The organism is Hansschlegelia zhihuaiae (assembly GCF_004103825.1).
Classification (GTDB): domain Bacteria; phylum Pseudomonadota; class Alphaproteobacteria; order Rhizobiales; family Methylopilaceae; genus Methylopila; species Methylopila zhihuaiae.
This window is the reverse complement of record NZ_RYFI01000001.1, coordinates 61,683-78,471: the sequence shown is the minus strand read 5'-3', so window position 1 is coordinate 78,471 and position 16,789 is coordinate 61,683. Positions and strand designations below refer to the sequence as shown.

Annotated in this window: 16 protein-coding genes, 1 pseudogene and 1 riboswitch; of the genes and pseudogenes, 8 read left to right on the top strand and 9 right to left on the bottom strand. The window is 68.5% G+C overall.

Annotated features, from left to right (window positions below; all coding sequences use genetic code 11):
• The first annotated feature begins 7 nt into the window (after nt 1-7).
• Nucleotides 8-1,405: an NAD(P)(+) transhydrogenase (Re/Si-specific) subunit beta gene (locus tag EK403_RS00320; RefSeq protein ID WP_128775528.1), complete on the top strand. Its 1,398-nt coding sequence runs from the start codon at nt 8-10 to the stop codon at nt 1,403-1,405.
• Between the two features lie 109 nt (nt 1,406-1,514).
• The gene (locus EK403_RS00315) at nt 1,515-2,171 is read left to right on the top strand and encodes a 2,3-bisphosphoglycerate-dependent phosphoglycerate mutase (RefSeq protein ID WP_128775527.1); all 657 of its coding nucleotides are present in this window, start codon (nt 1,515-1,517) and stop codon (nt 2,169-2,171) included.
• Between the two features lie 18 nt (nt 2,172-2,189).
• On the opposite strand, the gene EK403_RS00310 is transcribed toward EK403_RS00315, so the two are convergent.
• Nucleotides 2,190-2,990, bottom strand: a complete 801-nt coding sequence (locus EK403_RS00310) for a phytanoyl-CoA dioxygenase family protein (protein ID WP_128775526.1) — start codon at nt 2,988-2,990, stop codon at nt 2,190-2,192.
• A 38-nt stretch (nt 2,991-3,028) separates the two neighbouring features.
• Complete coding sequence (locus EK403_RS00305; RefSeq protein ID WP_128775525.1) at nt 3,029-3,697, bottom strand: GntR family transcriptional regulator; 669 nt, start codon at nt 3,695-3,697, stop codon at nt 3,029-3,031.
• A 144-nt stretch (nt 3,698-3,841) separates the two neighbouring features.
• Nucleotides 3,842-3,951: riboswitch (TPP riboswitch) on the top strand.
• 80 nt (nt 3,952-4,031) lie between these two features.
• Here EK403_RS00305 and thiC point away from each other — a divergent pair.
• Nucleotides 4,032-5,897 (top strand): phosphomethylpyrimidine synthase ThiC, encoded by a 1,866-nt coding sequence (gene thiC, locus EK403_RS00300; protein WP_128775524.1) that lies wholly within the window; start codon nt 4,032-4,034, stop codon nt 5,895-5,897.
• 216 nt (nt 5,898-6,113) lie between these two features.
• Here the strand turns inward: thiC and EK403_RS00295 are convergent.
• The 3 genes and pseudogenes from EK403_RS00295 to rpsU all read right to left on the bottom strand — a co-directional run.
• Nucleotides 6,114-6,383, bottom strand: a pseudogene (locus EK403_RS00295) (YihY/virulence factor BrkB family protein); the annotation flags it as partial.
• 104 nt (nt 6,384-6,487) lie between these two features.
• Nucleotides 6,488-7,354 (bottom strand): tetratricopeptide repeat protein, encoded by an 867-nt coding sequence (locus tag EK403_RS00290; protein ID WP_128775522.1) that lies wholly within the window; start codon nt 7,352-7,354, stop codon nt 6,488-6,490.
• Between the two features lie 233 nt (nt 7,355-7,587).
• Nucleotides 7,588-7,809 carry a 30S ribosomal protein S21 gene (gene rpsU, locus EK403_RS00285; RefSeq protein ID WP_128775521.1) on the bottom strand — a complete coding sequence of 74 codons (222 nt, stop codon included), beginning with the start codon at nt 7,807-7,809 and terminating at the stop codon, nt 7,588-7,590.
• Nucleotides 7,810-7,936: 127 nt separating this feature from the next.
• On the opposite strand from rpsU, the gene EK403_RS00280 reads away from it, so the two are divergent.
• The gene (locus tag EK403_RS00280; protein WP_128775520.1) at nt 7,937-8,458 is read left to right on the top strand and encodes a hypothetical protein; all 522 of its coding nucleotides are present in this window, start codon (nt 7,937-7,939) and stop codon (nt 8,456-8,458) included.
• A gap of 8 nt (nt 8,459-8,466) precedes the next feature.
• Here the strand turns inward: EK403_RS00280 and EK403_RS00275 are convergent, their stop codons facing one another.
• Nucleotides 8,467-9,552, bottom strand: a complete 1,086-nt coding sequence (locus EK403_RS00275; protein ID WP_128775519.1) for a 5-(carboxyamino)imidazole ribonucleotide synthase — start codon at nt 9,550-9,552, stop codon at nt 8,467-8,469.
• 5 nt (nt 9,553-9,557) lie between these two features.
• Nucleotides 9,558-10,067, bottom strand: a complete 510-nt coding sequence (gene purE / locus EK403_RS00270; protein WP_128775518.1) for a 5-(carboxyamino)imidazole ribonucleotide mutase — start codon at nt 10,065-10,067, stop codon at nt 9,558-9,560.
• 172 nt (nt 10,068-10,239) lie between these two features.
• On the opposite strand from purE, the gene EK403_RS00265 reads away from it, so the two are divergent.
• A complete protein-coding gene (locus EK403_RS00265) occupies nt 10,240-11,607 on the top strand; it encodes an NAD(P)H-dependent oxidoreductase (RefSeq protein ID WP_128775517.1) in 1,368 nt (455 codons plus the stop codon).
• Nucleotides 11,608-11,840: 233 nt separating this feature from the next.
• Here the strand turns inward: EK403_RS00265 and EK403_RS00260 are convergent, their stop codons facing one another.
• Complete coding sequence (locus tag EK403_RS00260) at nt 11,841-12,065, bottom strand: YdcH family protein (RefSeq protein ID WP_128775516.1); 225 nt, start codon at nt 12,063-12,065, stop codon at nt 11,841-11,843.
• A 195-nt stretch (nt 12,066-12,260) separates the two neighbouring features.
• Between EK403_RS00260 and EK403_RS00255 the strand changes: the two genes are divergently transcribed.
• A complete protein-coding gene (locus tag EK403_RS00255) occupies nt 12,261-12,443 on the top strand; it encodes a YdcH family protein (RefSeq protein ID WP_128775515.1) in 183 nt (60 codons plus the stop codon).
• 365 nt (nt 12,444-12,808) lie between these two features.
• On the opposite strand, the gene EK403_RS00250 is transcribed toward EK403_RS00255, so the two are convergent.
• Complete coding sequence (locus EK403_RS00250) at nt 12,809-13,438, bottom strand: NADPH-dependent F420 reductase (RefSeq protein WP_128775514.1); 630 nt, start codon at nt 13,436-13,438, stop codon at nt 12,809-12,811.
• A 122-nt stretch (nt 13,439-13,560) separates the two neighbouring features.
• Between EK403_RS00250 and EK403_RS00245 the strand changes: the two genes are divergently transcribed.
• Entirely contained in the window at nt 13,561-14,442 is an 882-nt protein-coding gene (locus EK403_RS00245) for a LysR family transcriptional regulator (RefSeq protein WP_128775513.1), read from the top strand.
• Nucleotides 14,443-15,345: 903 nt separating this feature from the next.
• A complete protein-coding gene (locus tag EK403_RS00240) occupies nt 15,346-16,758 on the top strand; it encodes an ammonium transporter (RefSeq protein ID WP_128775512.1) in 1,413 nt (470 codons plus the stop codon).
• The last annotated feature ends 31 nt before the right edge of the window (nt 16,759-16,789 follow it).

Sequence of the window (16,789 nt, the reverse complement as noted above, 5' to 3'; positions counted from 1 at the left end):
CGGCGCCGTGCTCAACCTCAGCCAGATCCTCTACCTCGCCGCCGGCGTCCTGTTCATCCTGGCGCTGCAGGGGCTTTCGAGCCCAGCCTCGTCGCGGCGCGGCAATTATTTCGGCATGGCGGGCATGGCGCTCGCGGTGCTCACCACCCTGATCGTCTCGCCGCCTGACGGCGCTTCGGGCTGGATCCTCGTCGTCCTCGGCGTCGCCATCGGCGGCGGCGTCGGCGCCCTGATCGCCAAGCGCATCGCGATGACCGCGATGCCGCAGCTCGTCGCGGCTTTCCACTCGCTGGTCGGCATGGCGGCGGTGCTAGTCGCGGCCGGCGCGCTCTATGCGCCGGAGGCCTTCGGCATCGGCTCGGTCGGCGCGATCCACGGCCAGAGCCTGGTCGAGATGGCGCTCGGCGTCGCGATCGGCGCCATCACCTTCACGGGCTCCGTCATCGCGTTCGCCAAGCTTGACGGTCGCATGTCCGGCGCGCCGATCATGCTGCCCATGCGGCACCTGATCAACGCCGGCCTGTTCGCGCTGATCGTCGTGCTGGGCGTGATCTTCTGCCTGACCGAGAGCCACGCGGTCTTCTGGCTGATCGTGCTCGCCTCGCTCGCCTTCGGCCTGCTGATCATCATCCCGATCGGCGGCGCCGACATGCCTGTCGTGGTGTCGATGCTCAATTCCTATTCGGGGTGGGCGGCGGCCGGCATCGGCTTCACGCTCGGCAACCTCGCGCTGATCATCACCGGCGCGCTGGTCGGCTCCTCGGGCGCGATCCTGTCCTACATCATGTGCAAGGGCATGAACCGCTCCTTCATCTCCGTCATCCTCGGCGGGTTCGGCGGAGAGACCGCCGGCGGCGGAGCGGCCGGGGGCGGAGAGCAGCGGCCGGTCAAGCAGGGCTCGGCCGAAGACGCGGCCTTCCTGATGAAGAACGCCTCCAAGGTCATCGTCGTGCCGGGCTACGGCATGGCGGTCGCGCAGGCGCAGCACGCGCTGCGCGAGATGGCCGACAAGCTGAAGGAGGCCGGCGTCGAGGTGAAATACGCCATCCACCCGGTGGCTGGCCGCATGCCGGGCCACATGAACGTGCTGCTCGCCGAGGCCCAGGTGCCCTATGACGAGGTGTTCGAGCTCGAGGACATCAATCCGGAGTTCCGCGAGGCCGACGTCGCCTTCGTGATCGGCGCGAACGACGTCACCAACCCGGCGGCCAAGACCGACAAGACCTCGCCGATCTACGGCATGCCGATCCTCGACGTCGAGAAGGCCGGCACGGTGCTTTTCATCAAGCGCGGCATGAGCTCGGGCTACGCCGGCGTCGACAACGAGCTGTTCTTCCGAGACAACACCATGATGCTGTTCGGCGACGCGAAGAAGGTCACCGAGGCGGTGGTCAAGGCGCTCTGAGGCGGCTTCCGCCGCCGTCGATCCGGAGAGGCCGGGCCGCGAGGTCCGGCCTTTCTGCATCAAGCGACCCCCCAACCGCGCCCCCGATCGAAGCACCTCGGACGTCGGCATGACGATCGAACGCTCCGGCCTTCTCGTTCTCGTCCGCCACGGGCAGAGCGAGGACAACGAACGGGATCTGTTCTCCGGCCTGCGCGATCCGGCGCTGACCGCCCGGGGCGCCGAGGAGGCGCGCGCCGCCGGTCGCGCCATGGCGGAGCTCAGGCTGAGCTTCACGCACGGCTTCACGAGCGTGCTGAGGCGGGCCCGGGACACGATGCGGCTCGCGCTGTCGGAACTCGGCCAGCCGGATCTCCCGGTGCGGGAGGACGCCGCCCTGAACGAGCGCGACTACGGCGCGCTCGCCGGCCTCAACAAGACGCAGGCCCGCGAGCGCTTCAGCGCCGAGCAGGTCCGCGTCTGGCGGAAATCCTACCATGCCGTCCCGCCGGGCGGCGAAAGCCTCGCCATGACCGCGGCCCGGGTCTGGCCGTTCTACGAGCGCGAGATCGCCCCGACGATCCGGAGCGGAGGGCGCGCGCTGCTCGTCGGGCACGGCAACGCTTTGCGCTCGATGCTCATGCGCCTCGACGGGATCGATCCCGAGACCATCGAGAACGTCAACATCGGCACGGCGCAGATCCTGGTCTACGCGCTCGCCGAAGACGGCGAGCGGCTCGTGAAACAGGATCTGACGCTCCCGCGACGCGCGGCCGAGGACGCTTAAGGGCGTCGCTCGACGTCCTTACGCAGCCGCCTTCTGGCCGCTCCGCGCGAGCTTCGCCAGCGCGTCGTCGTCGACGCACTGGATCGGCGCGAAGTCCTGATGGGCGATGAACTCCGGACGCGTCGGGGTCCGGATGTGGTTCGAGCAGGCGTTCAGCGTCAGATACACGATCTTGCGCGGATAGGGCGTGATGTTGCCGGCCGAGCCGTGCACCAGATTGCCGTGGAACATCAGCATCGAGCCGGGCTTGCCGGTCGGCGCCACGATGCCGCCCTGCTCGACGAGCCGCGTCACGGTCTTCTCGTCGAGCGTCCAGAGCGGGTAGGAGGTGGTCTCGAGGTCGTGTGAGGCCTCGAGGTCGCCCGCGGTCTGGCTGCGGGGCACCAGCATCAGCGGGCCGTTGATCGGCATCACCTCGTCGAGGAAGATCGAGATGTTCATGGCGCGCGGCTCCGGCATGCCGTCGTCGCGCTTCCAGGTGCCGTAATCCTGGTGCCACTGCCAGACCGCGCCGGTGAATGCCGACTTGGCGTTGATCTTGTACTGGTGGAGATAGACGCTCTCGCCGAACACCTGCTCGACGGGCCGGATCATGCGCGGATGGCGGCCCAGCAGCCGGAAGGCCTCGTTGTATTTGTGGGCCGCGAAGGCGGTGCGCGGCGCGCCGTCCTTCTCGCGCCACACCTCGGGGCGCTGCTCGTCATAGATCGCGACCGCCTCGCGGCGCAGCAGGTCGACCTCTTCCGGCGTGAACAGCTCGGGCAGCAGCAGCCAGCCTTCGGTCTCGAACTGGTCGAGCTGGTCCTGAGTGAGCTTCATCGTCTCCTCCTGTTCTACGTTTCCTAATCTGTCGATGTTCAGGCCGCTTCTTGCGTCGGCCCGAGGCGTTGCTCGATGGCCCGGCCGGCTCTCAGCGCGTGCGCCTCGGCGGCGGCCGAAGCGCCCTCTGCGTCGCCGGCGAGCAGGCGGTCCACGATCGCGTGGTGCTCGGCCCAGGCGCGGGCGCGGTAGGGGCCGTCCATCAGCACCGCCGCCATCGCACGCCGGACGTGAGGCCATTGCGGCGCGGCGGTCTCCTCGATCGCGGCGTTGCCGGAGAGCCGGTAGATCGTCCTGTGGAACGCGGCGTCGAGCGCGATGAGCTCGGCGAGCGGCGCGTCCTCCGAAATCGCGTCGCCGGCCGCAAGCGCGCCCTCGAGCGCCGCGCGCCCCTCGGCGCCGACGCGGCCCGCAGCGAGCCGCGCCGCCAGCCCGTCGAGCGCGGCGCGAACCTCGTAGATCTGGCGGATCCGCGCGCCGTCGAGCGGCGCGACCGCGAACCCCTTGCGGCCGCTTTCGACCACGAGGTTCTGGCGACGCAGCAGATGGAGAGCGTGGCTCACCGGCTGCCGCGACACGCCGAGCTGCTCCGCGAGCTCGTGCTGGCGGATGCGCAGGCCTGGCGCCAGCGAATGATCGACGATCGCGGACAGGATGCGGTCGTAGACCTGCTGGATGAGATTGGGCTGGACGTCGACGGGGATCATCGCTGAATCAATGAATTCGGAATTCCAAATTCTGAAAGCATCGCCCTCGCGTGTCAACCGCTCGATCGCGGAGGATTGGCATGCCAGACTGGGTGATCGTCACAAAAGCGGCTCGACTCCCGCCCCTATCGCTTCTAACCTTCGCGCCGGTCCGAGGGGCGTCCCGCTGCGATGCGGGGCTGAGATGGCGAAACGCCGATCCCTTAGAACCTGATCCGGGTCATGCCGGCGAAGGGACGGGAACCTGCGAACAAGCTCCACGCTTTCCGTTCGCCCCAGACGTCGTCGAACTCCCCCGGGTCTCCGAAACGATGATTTCGAGGAGGAGATCCCCATGAACGTCTATGTGCCGCCGAAAGACGTGCGCGCCGCGCCCGACAGCGTGACCACCGGCCCGATCCAGGGCTCGCGCAAGGTCTACGCCGAGCCGAAGTCGCATCCCGGCCTGAAGGTGCCGTTCCGCGAGATCCGGCTGACCGATCCCAAAGAGCCGCCGGTCCGGGTCTACGATCCGTCGGGCCCCTATACCGAGACCGACTCGGCCATCGACCTCGCGAAGGGCCTGCCGCAGGTGCGCGCCGAATGGCTCGCGAAGCGCGGGCTCGAGGCCGTCACGCCCCGCGAAGTGAGACCAGAGGACAACGGCAATGTCGCGGCCGACAAGCTGGTCGCCTCATGTCCCGCCGAGCGCCAGGTGCTGCGCGCGCCGGCCGGCGTGCCGATCACCCAGTACGAGTTCGCCAAGGCCGGGATCGTCACCGAGGAGATGGTCTATGTCGCGTTCCGCGAGAATCTTGCGCGCGAGGCTGCGCTGGAAGGGGCGGCCGCGCGCCACGCCGACGGCGACAGTTTCGGCGCCGCGATCCCGGAATTCGTGACGCCGGAATTCGTGCGCGACGAGGTCGCGCGGGGCAGGGCGATCATCCCGGCCAACGTCAACCACCCCGAGCTCGAGCCGATGGCGATCGGCCGCAACTTCCTGGTCAAGGTCAACGCCAATATCGGCAACTCCGCCGTGACCTCCGGCGCGGCAGAAGAGGTGGAGAAGCTGGTGTGGTCGATCCGCTGGGGCGCGGACACGGTCATGGACCTGTCGACCGGCCGCAACATCCACAACATCCGCTCCTGGATCATCCGCAACTCGCCGGTGCCGATCGGCACCGTGCCGATCTACCAGGCGCTGGAAAAAGTCGACGGCGACCCGCTGAAGCTCGACTGGGAGGTGTTTAAGGACACGCTGATCGAGCAGGCCGAGCAGGGCGTCGACTACTTCACGATCCATGCGGGCGTCCGACTGCGCCATGTGCCGCTGACCGCGAACCGGGTGACGGGGATCGTCTCGCGCGGAGGCTCGATCATGGCGCGCTGGTGCCTCGCCGGGCATCGCGAGAGCTTCCTCTATGAGCGCTTCGACGAGATCTGCGACATCTGCCGCGCCTATGACGTCTCGTTCTCGCTCGGCGACGGCCTGCGCCCCGGCTCGATCGCGGACGCCAACGACGCCGCGCAGTTCGCCGAGCTCGAGACGCTGGGCGAACTGACCAAGATCGCCTGGGACAAAGGCTGCCAGGTGATGATCGAGGGCCCCGGCCACGTGCCGATGCACAAGATCAAGGAGAACATGGACAAGCAGCTGCGCGAATGCGGCGAGGCCCCATTCTACACGCTCGGGCCGCTCACCACCGACATCGCGCCGGGCTACGACCACATCACCTCAGGCATCGGCGCCGCGATGATCGGCTGGTTCGGCACCGCGATGCTCTGCTACGTGACGCCCAAGGAGCACCTCGGGCTGCCGAACCGCGACGACGTCAAGACCGGCGTCATCACCTACCGGATCGCGGCCCACGCCGCCGACCTCGCCAAGGGCCATCCGGCGGCGAAGATCCGCGACGACGCGGTGTCGCGCGCGCGCTTCGACTTCCGCTGGGAGGACCAGTTCAACCTGGCGCTCGACCCCGACACAGCGCGAAGCTTCCACGACGAGACGCTGCCCAAGGACGCCCACAAGGTCGCGCATTTCTGCTCGATGTGCGGGCCGAAATTCTGCTCGATGCAGATCACCCAGGAGCTCCGCGCGGAGGCCAAGGCGATGGGCGACAACGAGCGGAAGGCGCTGGAGGCCGAGGCCGGCATGGAGGCGAAGTCGAAGGAGTTTCTGGAGGGCGGCGGCAAGCTCTACGTCGACGCCGCGGAGTGACGGTCGAAGGCTCGCGAGGCCTCCTCCACCATGCTTCGCATGGTCCCCCTCCTCCGCTATGCGGAGGAGGATCCGAAGCGGCGCCGTTGTGATCCTCCCCTGCCGAAGGCGGGGGAGGGGGACCGCGAAGCGGTGGAGGGGGCCGGCGCGGACAGCTGAAATTGCTAGTAGCGGCCGACGAGCGCCCTCAAGCCCGAAGCTGCTCTCCTGTTGGCGTCATTCCGCCACTGTGTCCGCAATCCTCGCGCCCCGCAGCCCCATCGGCTTCGGCGCGCCGGTCGTGGTGTCGCGCGCGGTCTGGTGCTCGCTCTCGGCGTTGAGCTCGCCGCCGAGCAGCACGACGACGACCGACATCCACATCCACAGCATGAAGCCGATGACGGCGCCGAGCGAGCCGTAGGTCTTGTCGAAATTGGCGAGGTTCTCGGCGTACCACGAGAAACCGATCGAGCCCGCGATCCAGACCGCGGCGGTCGCGCCAGCGCCCCTTGCCGCTCCGTCTGGTCCGTGATCCCGCCATCCGCCTCGCGCTCCGCCCGAAGCAAACGCGGCGGGAGCATGGCGGTTTCCGGATATGGCGGCTGACCCGTCTAGCGCTCCGTATAGGTCTCGCCCCGCTCGCCGCCGACCCGCCGGAACCCTTCGACGGCGCGCGGGTCGCGTTCGTTGATGTTGAGCGCCTGGGCGAAGGAGGCGCGGGCGTTGCCCAGCTCGTTGCGCTTCTCGAACGCGATGCCGCGGCCGATCCAGGCGTCGATGTTCTTGGGCGCGAGCGTGCGCGCGGTGTTGAAGTCGTCGATCGCCGCGGCGTAGTCGTTGGTCGCGAGATAGGAGTAGCCGCGGCCGATATAGGGCTCGGCCGCCGTCACCGCGATCGCGGTCGACTTGGTGAAGTCGTCGATCGCGTCGTCATGGCGCCCCTGCGCCTGGTGGATCAGGCCGCGATTGTGCCAGGCCTGCGCATTGTTCGGATCGACCTGGACGGCCTTCTCGAAATCGGCGAGCGCCGCGTCGGTGCGGCCGGTGGTCCGGTAGAGGTTGCCGCGCCCGACATAGGCCGCGCCGTAGTTCGGGTCGGCGTCGATCGCGCGGTTGTAGTCGGCGAGCGCCTCACTGGTGCGGTTCATCGAGCGGTAGGCGAGCGCCCGGTTGGCGTAGGCCTTCGACATGGAGCCGTTGATCCGGATCGCCTGGCTGAAGTCGGCGATCGCCTTGTCGTACTGGCCGAGCCGGGCGTAGGCGGAGCCGCGCATGTTGAGCGCCTCCGGGTCGTTCGGGTTGTTGGCCACCACCTGGCTGAGCGAGCCGAGGTCCGAGGAGCGGGCGGCGTAGACGTCCGGGTCGATGTCGCGCGCCGAGCCGCCGGCGCCCATCGTGTCGCAGCCGGCGAGCGCGAGCGCGGCGCCGATCAGCGCGGCCGCGCGCCATGCCGTCCCGATGCCCGTCACGCTTGTCATATCCCCAACATCCTACCGCTCGTGATCAGGAGAGAAGCCGGCCGAGGCCCATAGCGCCGAAACGCCGCGCTCGGCGGACGCCTCTCAGACACAGGCGGATTGCGGCGAGATTGCGTTGCGCGCCCCTCGTTTCGGGAACCGGCGCCCTTCAGACGCGAAAACGCCCGCCGGGTGTGGCCGGGCGGGCGCTCATCAGGTCGAAAGCCGCGCCGCCCGGAGCGGGCGGCCGCGACTCACTTCTTCTTCTGCGGCAGCAGGCCTTCGCGCTGGGCGCGCTTGCGGGCGAGCTTGCGGGCGCGGCGGACGGCCTCGGCCTTCTCGCGGGCGCGCTTCTCGGAGGGCTTTTCGTAATGGCCGCGGAGCTTCATCTCGCGGAAGATGCCCTCGCGCTGCATCTTCTTCTTGAGCGCCTTGAGGGCCTGGTCGACATTGTTGTCGCGGACGAGAACCTGCACGTGTCGCCTCGAATTGCGTTTCGGAACAGGCGCCCCCGAAGGCGCCGAAACAAAAAGACGACGCTCGCGCGGTTCAGGCGCGGCGTCATCATTGAGTCGTGTTTAGCAAACGGCCGGGGGGTTGTCCATGCGGACGACGCTCGAAGGAGGCGGTGATACGGCGATGCATTGGGGACGCCTCTCCGCCGATTTCGAGTTCGACGGTTCGTGGCGGGACATCTATGTCCTCGACGCCGCGCTGCCGGACTGGAGCAAGGTCTGGAACTGTCTCTTTGATCTTAACCCGAGGCCGGCGCTCAACAGTGCGGATTATTCCGGGCCGATGCCGAAGTCGTTCGACTGGGCGGGTCAGCTTGCCGGCGGCCGCGCCCATCTCGGCGTCGCGTTCGGCAAAATCACGTTCAACTGTCATTTCTTCGATGAATCGCAGATCGAGTTCGATCTGGATCCTCGGTTCGTCAACAGTCTCGCGGAAGCAGAGGACATCGCCCGCTTTATGACGCTCCTAGGCGAAGCAACCGGTAAAGCCGTCATTTCGACGTGGGAGAACTGCCAAGATGCGGTGATTGCACGATACGATCCAGTTTCCACGGAAGTCACCTGGCTGCCGGTCGTGGGACCAAGCGCCAAGCTTCCAAGCTCGGAATAACCGGCCGTCTAGTTCCTCACCCTCGTAACATGCCCCATCTTCCGCCCCGGCTCGGGCGCGCCCTTGCCGTAGAGGTGGACGGCGGCGCCGGGCTCGGCGAGCAGGTCGCGCCACTGGTTCGCTTCGGCGCCGAGCAGGTTGGTCATCACCACCTGTCCCCGCGTCCTGGTCGAGCCGAGCGGCCAGCCTGCGATGGCGCGGACATGCTGCTCGAACTGGCTGGTCTCGGCGCCCTCGATCGTCCAGTGGCCGGAATTGTGGACGCGCGGCGCGATCTCGTTGACCACCACCCTCTCGCCCGCCGGGCCGTCGACCAAAAAGAGCTCGACGCCCAGCACGCCGACATAGTCGAGCGCCTCGGCGATCTTCTTCGCGATCGCGACCGCTGAGGCCGCCGTTTCCGGCTTGATCGCGGCGGGGACGTGAGAGGAGCGCAGGATGTGGTTCTCGTGGCGGTTCTCGACGACGTCATAGGCCGCGAACTCGCCTGAACGGCTGCGCGCGGCGATCACCGAGACCTCGGCGCGGAACGGCACGAAGGCCTCGAGGATCGCCGGCTGGCCGCCCATCATGGCGACCGCCTGGTCGATGCCGAGGCCCTCGCGCACCAGCACCTGGCCCTTGCCGTCATAGCCGAAGCGCCGCGTCTTCAGCACCGCGGGGCGGCCGACCGCGCCGAGCGCCGCCGCCATCGAGCCGCGGTCGTCGACCGGCGCAAAGGCCGGGGTCGGCAGGCCGAGGTCGCGCAGGAAGGTTTTTTCGCTCAGCCGGTCCTGGGTGGTGGCGAGCGCCCGTTCGTTGGGGAACAGCGGTTTGTGGGCGGCGACGAGCCGCGCGGTCTCGGCCGGGACGTTCTCGAACTCGTAGGTGACGACGTCGACCGCGTCGGCGAACAGGGTCAGGGCCGCCTCGTCCTCATAGGCCGCGACGGTGCGCTCCGAGGCGACGTCGAAGGCCGGGCTGTTCGGGTCCGGAGCGAAGACATGCGTCTTCAGCCCGAGCGGCGCCGCGGCGAGCGCGATCATCCGGCCGAGTTGGCCGCCGCCGAGAATCCCGATCCTGCCGCCGGGAACGAGGGGGAGGGGGGACGCCATGCTGTTCAGGCTCCTGCTGCAGGCGCCTCGGCGACGCCGTCCGTCTGCGCGGCGCGCCAGGCGTCGAGCCGCTGGCTGAGCGCCTCGTCGCCGAGCGCCAGCACGGCGGCCGCGAGCAGCGCCGCGTTGATCGCGCCGGCGCGGCCGATCGCGAGCGTGCCGACCGGCACGCCGGCGGGCATCTGGACGATCGACAGCAGGCTGTCGAGCCCCGACAAGGTATGGGACTGCACCGGCACGCCGAAGACCGGGAGCGGCGTCATGGCCGCGACCATGCCGGGCAGATGCGCGGCGCCGCCCGCGCCCGCGATCACCACCCGGAACCCTTCGGCCTTGGCGCCCTTGGCGAAGGCGACCAGCCGATCGGGCGTGCGGTGGGCGGAGACGATGCGCGCGTCATAGGAGACGCCGAGCCTGTCGAGCGTCTCGGCGGCGTGCGTGAGCGTCGTCCAGTCGGACTGGCTGCCCATGACGATGGCGACGGCGGGATGATCGGCGCGGGGTGCCGCGGCCATCTGAAGGCGCTCCGGTGCGGGGGATTTCGGAGACGGACGATAGGCAGCGCGCGCGGCCGGCGCAAGCCGAGCTTGCATTTCGCGTCGGCAGGTCCGCGCCGATCGCGGATTGACCCTCACGCCGCGATCCCGTCTCCTCCCCGCAAAACCAAGATCAAGGGAGACGACGCCGATGAACCTCGCCGCAAAGCTCATCCGCCGGGCCGAAGAAGGCCGGCCTGTCCGCGCAGGCCTGATCGGCGCCGGCAAGTTCGGCTCGATGTTCCTGTCGCAGGTCCGCACGACGCGGGGGCTTCACCTGATGGCGATCGCGGACCTCTCAACCGAGCGCGCCAAGGCCGCGCTGACGGCGACCGGATGGGACGCGGACGCCGCCGTGGCGTCCTCCTTCGAGGACGCCCGAAAATCCGGCCGCGTGATGCTGGTCGAGGACTCGGAGGCCCTGATCCGCGCCGACGGGCTCGACGTGGTGATCGACGCCACCGGCAGCCCAGCGGCCGGCATCCGTCACGCGCTGCTCGCCGCCGAGCACGGCCGCCACATCGTGATGGTCAATGTCGAGGCCGACGTGCTGGCCGGCCCGCTGCTCGCGCAAAAGTTCGAGCGGGCAGGGCTCGTCTATTCGATGGCCTATGGCGACCAGCCGGCGCTGGTCTGCGAGATGGTCGACTGGGCGCGGGCCTGCGGCTTCAGGGTCGTGGCGGCGGGCAAGGGCACCAAATACCTGCCGAGCTATCACGCCTCGACGCCCGACACGGTCTGGTCGCATTACGGACTTTCGCCTGAAGAGGCGAAAGTGGCCGGCATGAACCCGCAGATGTTCAACTCCTTCCTGGACGGCACCAAGTCCGCGATCGAGATGGCGGCGATCGCCAACGGCACGGGGCTGAAGGCTCCGCGCGGCGGCCTGGAGTTCCCGCCCGCGAGCGTCCATGAGCTCGCGACCGTGCTGCGGCCCAAGGCCGACGGCGGCGCGCTCGACGAGGCCGGCATGGTCGAGGTGGTGTCGAGCCTCAGGCGCGACGGCTCGCAAGTGGAAAACGATCTGCGCTGGGGCGTCTACGTCACCTTCGAGCCCGCCGACGCCGGCGGGCGGGGCGACTACGCCCGGCGCTGCTTCCGCGAATATGGCGTGTCGACCGATCCGGCGGGACGCGTGGCGGCGCTGTGGCGGCCCTCGCACCTCATCGGCCTCGAGCTTGGCGTCAGCGTCGCGTCGGCGGCGATCCGCGGCGAGGCGACGGGCTCGCCAACGGCTTTCCGCGGAGACGTCGCGGCCTGCGCCAAGAAGCCGCTCGCCGAGGGCGAGATGCTGGACGGCGAGGGCGGCTTCACGGTCTGGGGCCGGCTGATGACGGCCGAGGACTCGCTCGCGCAAGGCGCGCTGCCGATCGGGCTCGCGCACAAGGTCAAGCTGAAGCGGCCGGTCGAGGCCGGCGCCATCCTGCGCTGGGACGACGTCGCGGTGCCGGACAGCGAAGCGGTCCGCGTGCGGCGCGAGATGGAGGCGATGTTCGGCGAGCGGGCCGCGGCGGCGTGAGCGCCGAGGGCTTGTCGCGCCGCGATCGTCAGCAGGCGTGACGCAGGCCTCCTCCACCATGCTGCGCATGGTCCCCCTCCTCCGCGACGCGGAGGAGGACCCGAAGCGGCGCCGTCTCTGCTCCTCCCCCGCGTCAGCGGGGGGAACCGCGAAGCGGTGGAGGGGGCGACGAGGCTCGTCCGCCAGCCAGCGGCGCCGTGACAGCGACGCGCCGGGCGTCTCGCCGACCGCCCTCACGCGATGATGTCGGGCGTCAGCTGGTCCTCGAGGAAGCTGATGCGGTCCTTGAGGCTGAGTTTGCGCTTCTTGAAGCGCTGGATCTGCAGGCGGTCGCCGGCGCCGACGCGCTCCAGCGCCTCGATGGCGTGGTCGAGGTCGCGGTGCTCCTCGCGCAGGCGGGCGAGCTCCTCCCGGGCCGCCGCTTCAGCGGCCCGCGCCTCGTCGTCCCGAACCGCCATCCACGCCCCGTGTCGAACGCCACCCGTGCCCGGCCGGGAGTATCGCCCATCGCCGCGCCGGGCGGCAAGCGCGCCCTTGGAACGGGGCGTTAAGGCCGCACATCGGTTTGATCGCCACGCCCCCGATCTCCGTCGACAGCATGACTGGACCGTGACACACTCGCTACGTCTAACTGAAAAAGGGAGACGTGCTTGATGTCTATCGAGTCGCACATTTCTGAGCTCGAGAAGAAGCATCGCGCCCTCGAGAAGGAAATCGAGACGGAGCTGATGCATCCGAACTCCGATGATGCCAAGGTCTCGACCTTGAAGCGCAAGAAGCTTAAGATCAAGGACGAGATGGTGCGCCTCAAATCTCCGGAGCCTACGCTCCACTAAGCATCCAGCAATAGATTGTCACCTTTTATGAGACGCCGCCGACCTTCAGATCGGCGGCGTTTTTCTTTGACCGCAGGACGGTGGTCACGGTCACGTCAAGGGCCCCGAGCGACGCTTGTGCGGCGAATCGGCTACGTATAAACACTGACTTCACACTTCGTCCGAACCGCTGCCGGAGGAGGGAGCCCATGGCTGGAATCAGCGCCACGAGCTTCGTCCTCGCCGACGCGCCTCCCCGCCGCTAGGCCGGCGCCTATCGCCGTCTGTTCGAGCGGGGAGGGGCGCCGCGAAGCGGTGGAGGGGCGGGCGTCGAGCTCAGTTCGCTCGATCTCCCACCGTCCGACGCACGGCCGAACGAGGCCGCGTCAACCCTTGATCCAGGCCGGCGCGGCGCTCGTGCCCCAGCCGAGGAAGAAGCCGAACCAGATGTTGATCTCGCCGACCGGCTCGAGGAACCGGGCGTTGGAGAGCGGGCCGGAATCGACCGGCTGGAAGCCGCCCTTGGCGACGACGTCGGAGACCGCCGTCTTGGCCGCCTCGTCGTCGGCCGCCACGAACACCTGGACCGGATCGCGGCCCTCGCGCGCCTCGGCCGGCAGCAGCTCGGCGAAGATCGTGTTGAACGCCTTCACCACCTTGGCCTTCGGCGCGAGCGCCTGAAGCTCCTCGGCGGCCGAGGTCGTGTGGCCGATCCGCAAGCCCTTGAAGTCCTCGGTGATGGGGTTGGAGATGTCGACCAACACCTTGCCCGAAAGGTCGCCGGCCGCGCGGACGGTCTCCTCGAACTGCTGATACCAGACCGCGAGGATGACCAAATCGGCGAGCTTCACGGCCGCCTCGATCCCGCCGCCCTCGGCGTCTCCGCCGATCTCCGCCGCGAGCGCCGAGGCTTTGGCCGGGTCGCGGGCGCCGATCACGACCTTCTCGCCCTTGCCGGCGAGCAGCTTCGCGATGCCCGATCCCATCTTGCCGGTTCCGATGATTGCGACGGTCATGACGTCCTCCATTTCGCTTCAGCCGACGACGTCGTCGGCGTGTGGCGGCGATATGAGGCCGTCGCGCTTCGTGATAAATCACGGTGTGATCGCGACACTCCAAACCATCAGTCAGGAATAGGATGGACCGACTCGCCAGCATGGAGGTGTTCGCCAAGGCCGCCGAGACCGGCTCCTTCGTGGGCGCGGCGGACGCCGTCGGCGTCTCGGCCGCGATGGTCGGCAAGCACATCCGCCAGCTCGAAGAACATCTTGGGGTGAAGCTGATGAACCGCACGACGCGGCGGCAGAGCCTCACCGACGCCGGCAAGGACTTTCTCGAGCGCACCCGCATCGTGCTGGCGGAGGTCGAGGCGGCCGAAGCGCTCGCCGCCGAAAGCCGCGCGAAGCCACGCGGCGAGCTCCGCATCAACGCGCCCTTCACCTTCGGCACGCACGGGCTCGCCCCCGTGTTGCCGGACTACATGGCGGAGAACCCGGACGTGACGGTGAAGCTCACGCTCGCTGACCGCATCGTCGACCTGGTGGACGAGGGCTATGACTGCGTGTTCCGCGTCGGTCCGCTTGCAGACAGCACGCTGATCGCCCGCAAGCTCCGCCCGCTCCGTTTCACGGTCTGCGCCTCGCCCGACTATCTCGCGGCGCGCGGCGAGCCGCGACGCCCGGAGGACCTCGCGGCGCATGACTGCCTCGGCTTCTCGGATTCGACGCTGGAGAACGCGTGGCGGCTGGTCGGCCGCGACGGAGAGGTCCTGGTTCCGATCAGGCCGCGCTTCTCCGTCAACAGCGGCCAGGCGCTGCGGCAGGCGGCGCTGTCTAGCCTCGGGATCATCCTGCAGGCCGAGGAGCTCACTGCGCGCGACGTCGCCGAAGGGCGCCTGACCAGGGTCCTGCCTGATTGGGAGCCGGCGACCCGCCCGATGCATCTGCTGTTCGCGCCGGACCGGAGGCTGACGCCGAAGCTGAGGTCCTTCATCGATTTCGCGGTGAACCGGTTCGGCTAGCGTAATGAAGCCTTAGCGACGGCGACGAGGATGTTGGAGCAGAGAGGGCTGCCGTCGCCCGCATATTGTAGTAAGAAATTATTCCTTGAAATCCGCTTTCATTCATGCTGTCATCGCGTCACCCTTCCCCGTCGCGGAAGGCGTGTCCGGACCGGCCGGGCGTGCGGGGGAGGGGCGGCGCCTGCGCCTGCGAGCACCGGAGCTCGCGGTCCCGGGACGCCGGCCGCTGGGGCGATGGGTCTGACGGGACGGCAACGTCTCGCCTGGGCCGCCCGCTCTGAAAGCCGCCCGTCCCGCATTATGACGGGGCCGCGTCATCGAGACGCCTTAAGGGCGGGGTCTTGGGGCCTGACGGCCCAGACCTCCGTTCCGGAGCAGCTGGCGAAGCGGTCGGTGAGAAGACGTCGCGCGCGGGGCGCCGGGCGACCGGATCGCCGAAGACTGACGGCATGTGGTGGCCCGGCGCCCTGCGCCTTCCCATCGAATGCGCTGTCTGACGAGAGGAGACCTGATGCGACGGCGGCCGAACCGGGCCGGCGGACGGAGGGGCGCGCGCGCCTTTCAGGACAATCGGAGAGGCGCCGTCGAAAAACGCCCCGCGCATGTCCCGGCCTTGAGCCGGGACCCATTGGGCGCGACCGACGCCAGCGTGGGCGCTCCGCGCGACGACGCTCTGGCCTGCGAGGACCGAGCCGAATGGGTCCCGGCTCAAGGCCGGGACATCGGCGGCGGGACGCCTTTCTCCGCGCGGGAGGGGCCGCCGTGGCCCGCCCATCGTTTCCTCTCCGGAAACATTTTCGCCCCCATGGCATGCCGTTTGCTTTTCGTTAAGCGCCCGGCGTCGCGCGCGGTGCGTCCCGCGCGGCGTCGGGCGGCTTTGGCGGGGACATTCGGAGACCACGAATGACGGAGCAATTAGGGGCCCTCACCACGATCTTCACGGAGTTCTATTTCTTCCTGACGGTCGTTCTCATGTTCTTCATCCATGTCGGCTTCTGCATGTACGAAGTCGGCGTCGCCCGGACGAAGAACGTCCAGCACACGCTGCTGAAGAACACCATGGCGATCCCGCTGGTCGGGCTCTGCTTCTTCCTGTTCGGCATGTGGATATACATCGCGTTTCAGGGGTGGCCGGTGAACGGCCTGTCGCTGAGCTTCGCGACGGGGTTCGAGCCCTGGTCGTCGAAGATCGCTCCGAACCTCTCCGACCGCATCTCCGGCGTCTTCTGGGCGGCCTTCGCGCTGTTCGGAATGACGGCGGCGTCGATCGTCTCCGGCTCATTGATTGAGCGGACCAAGACCTCGGCGTTCTTCCTGATCGCCATTTATGTAGGCGCCGTCGCCTGGGTGGTGCCGGCGGCCTGGGGCTGGGCCGGCAATGGCTGGATGGCCCAGTATCTCGGCTTCCACGACCAGTACTGTTCCGCCGTGCTGCACTCGGTGGCGGGCTTCGCGACGCTCGGCGTGCTGATGCATCTCGGGCCGCGAATCGGCAAATTCGCGCCCGACGGCACGCCGCGCGAGATCCCGCCGCACAATCCGTGGCTGGTGACCATCGGCCTGTTCATGATCTTCATCGGCTTCTGGGGCTTCTACGCCGCCTGCCACATCCCGATCGCCAACGTCGCGGCCGAGGGCGCCACCCCGTACTTCACCGCCACCAACATCTATGGCGTGCCGATCACCCTCTCGGGCGTCACCATGAACTTCCTGCTCGCGCTGTTCGGCGGCATGGTGACGGCCTATGTCGTCTCGAAGGGCAACCCGTTCTGGACCTATTCGGGCGGCCTCACCGGCCTGATCAGCGCCTCGGCGGGCAACGACCTCTACCACCCGATCATCGCGCTTGTGATCGCCATCGCGGGCACGGTGATGGCGTTCAAGATGCACTACTGGGTCGAAAAGAAGTTCAAGATCGACGACGCCGTCGGCGCGGTCGCGGTGCATGGCTATTGCGGCCTGTTCGGAGGCGTGGTGGCGGGCTTCGCGCTTTGGGGCTACCCGGCCGTGATGCCCTCCGCCGGCGCGGCCATCACGCTCGGCGAGGGCGTCGGCTGGTTCGGCGCGAACGCCGAAGGCCTGCCGATCGTGACGCCCTTCGGCAACATCATCGGCTCGCTGGTCTTCGCCCTCGGCTTCGGCCTGGCTCCGGGCTGGGTGCTGGGCAAGCTCTTGAAGTCGCTCGGCATGCTGCGCGTGCCGCCCGCGGTCGAGATCCACGGTCTCGACGGCAAGCGCATCCCCGAGACATATCCCGGCCTGTCCGGTCTCGAGGCGCAGTTCGAAACCATCCAGCGCGCCGAGGCCAAGTCCTGACGCGTCCTCGCCCACCTGTCATAGGAGATAT

Bases quoted from the DNA above. Each gene is read 5' to 3' on its own strand.
- EK403_RS00315 (WP_128775527.1), top strand. From the start codon at position 1,515: ATGACGATCGAACGCTCCGGCCTTCTCGTTCTCGTCCGCCACGGGCAG.
- EK403_RS00310 (WP_128775526.1), bottom strand. From the start codon at position 2,990: ATGAAGCTCACTCAGGACCAGCTCGACCAGTTCGAGACCGAAGGCTGG.
- EK403_RS00305 (WP_128775525.1), bottom strand. From the start codon at position 3,697: ATGATCCCCGTCGACGTCCAGCCCAATCTCATCCAGCAGGTCTACGAC.
- thiC (WP_128775524.1), top strand. From the start codon at position 4,032: ATGAACGTCTATGTGCCGCCGAAAGACGTGCGCGCCGCGCCCGACAGC.
- EK403_RS00290 (WP_128775522.1), bottom strand. From the start codon at position 7,354: ATGACAAGCGTGACGGGCATCGGGACGGCATGGCGCGCGGCCGCGCTG.
- EK403_RS00280 (WP_128775520.1), top strand. From the start codon at position 7,937: ATGCGGACGACGCTCGAAGGAGGCGGTGATACGGCGATGCATTGGGGA.
- EK403_RS00275 (WP_128775519.1), bottom strand. From the start codon at position 9,552: ATGGCGTCCCCCCTCCCCCTCGTTCCCGGCGGCAGGATCGGGATTCTC.
- purE (WP_128775518.1), bottom strand. From the start codon at position 10,067: ATGGCCGCGGCACCCCGCGCCGATCATCCCGCCGTCGCCATCGTCATG.
- EK403_RS00265 (WP_128775517.1), top strand. From the start codon at position 10,240: ATGAACCTCGCCGCAAAGCTCATCCGCCGGGCCGAAGAAGGCCGGCCT.
- EK403_RS00260 (WP_128775516.1), bottom strand. From the start codon at position 12,065: ATGGCGGTTCGGGACGACGAGGCGCGGGCCGCTGAAGCGGCGGCCCGG.
- EK403_RS00255 (WP_128775515.1), top strand. From the start codon at position 12,261: ATGTCTATCGAGTCGCACATTTCTGAGCTCGAGAAGAAGCATCGCGCC.
- EK403_RS00250 (WP_128775514.1), bottom strand. From the start codon at position 13,438: ATGACCGTCGCAATCATCGGAACCGGCAAGATGGGATCGGGCATCGCG.
- EK403_RS00245 (WP_128775513.1), top strand. From the start codon at position 13,561: ATGGACCGACTCGCCAGCATGGAGGTGTTCGCCAAGGCCGCCGAGACC.
- EK403_RS00240 (WP_128775512.1), top strand. From the start codon at position 15,346: ATGACGGAGCAATTAGGGGCCCTCACCACGATCTTCACGGAGTTCTAT.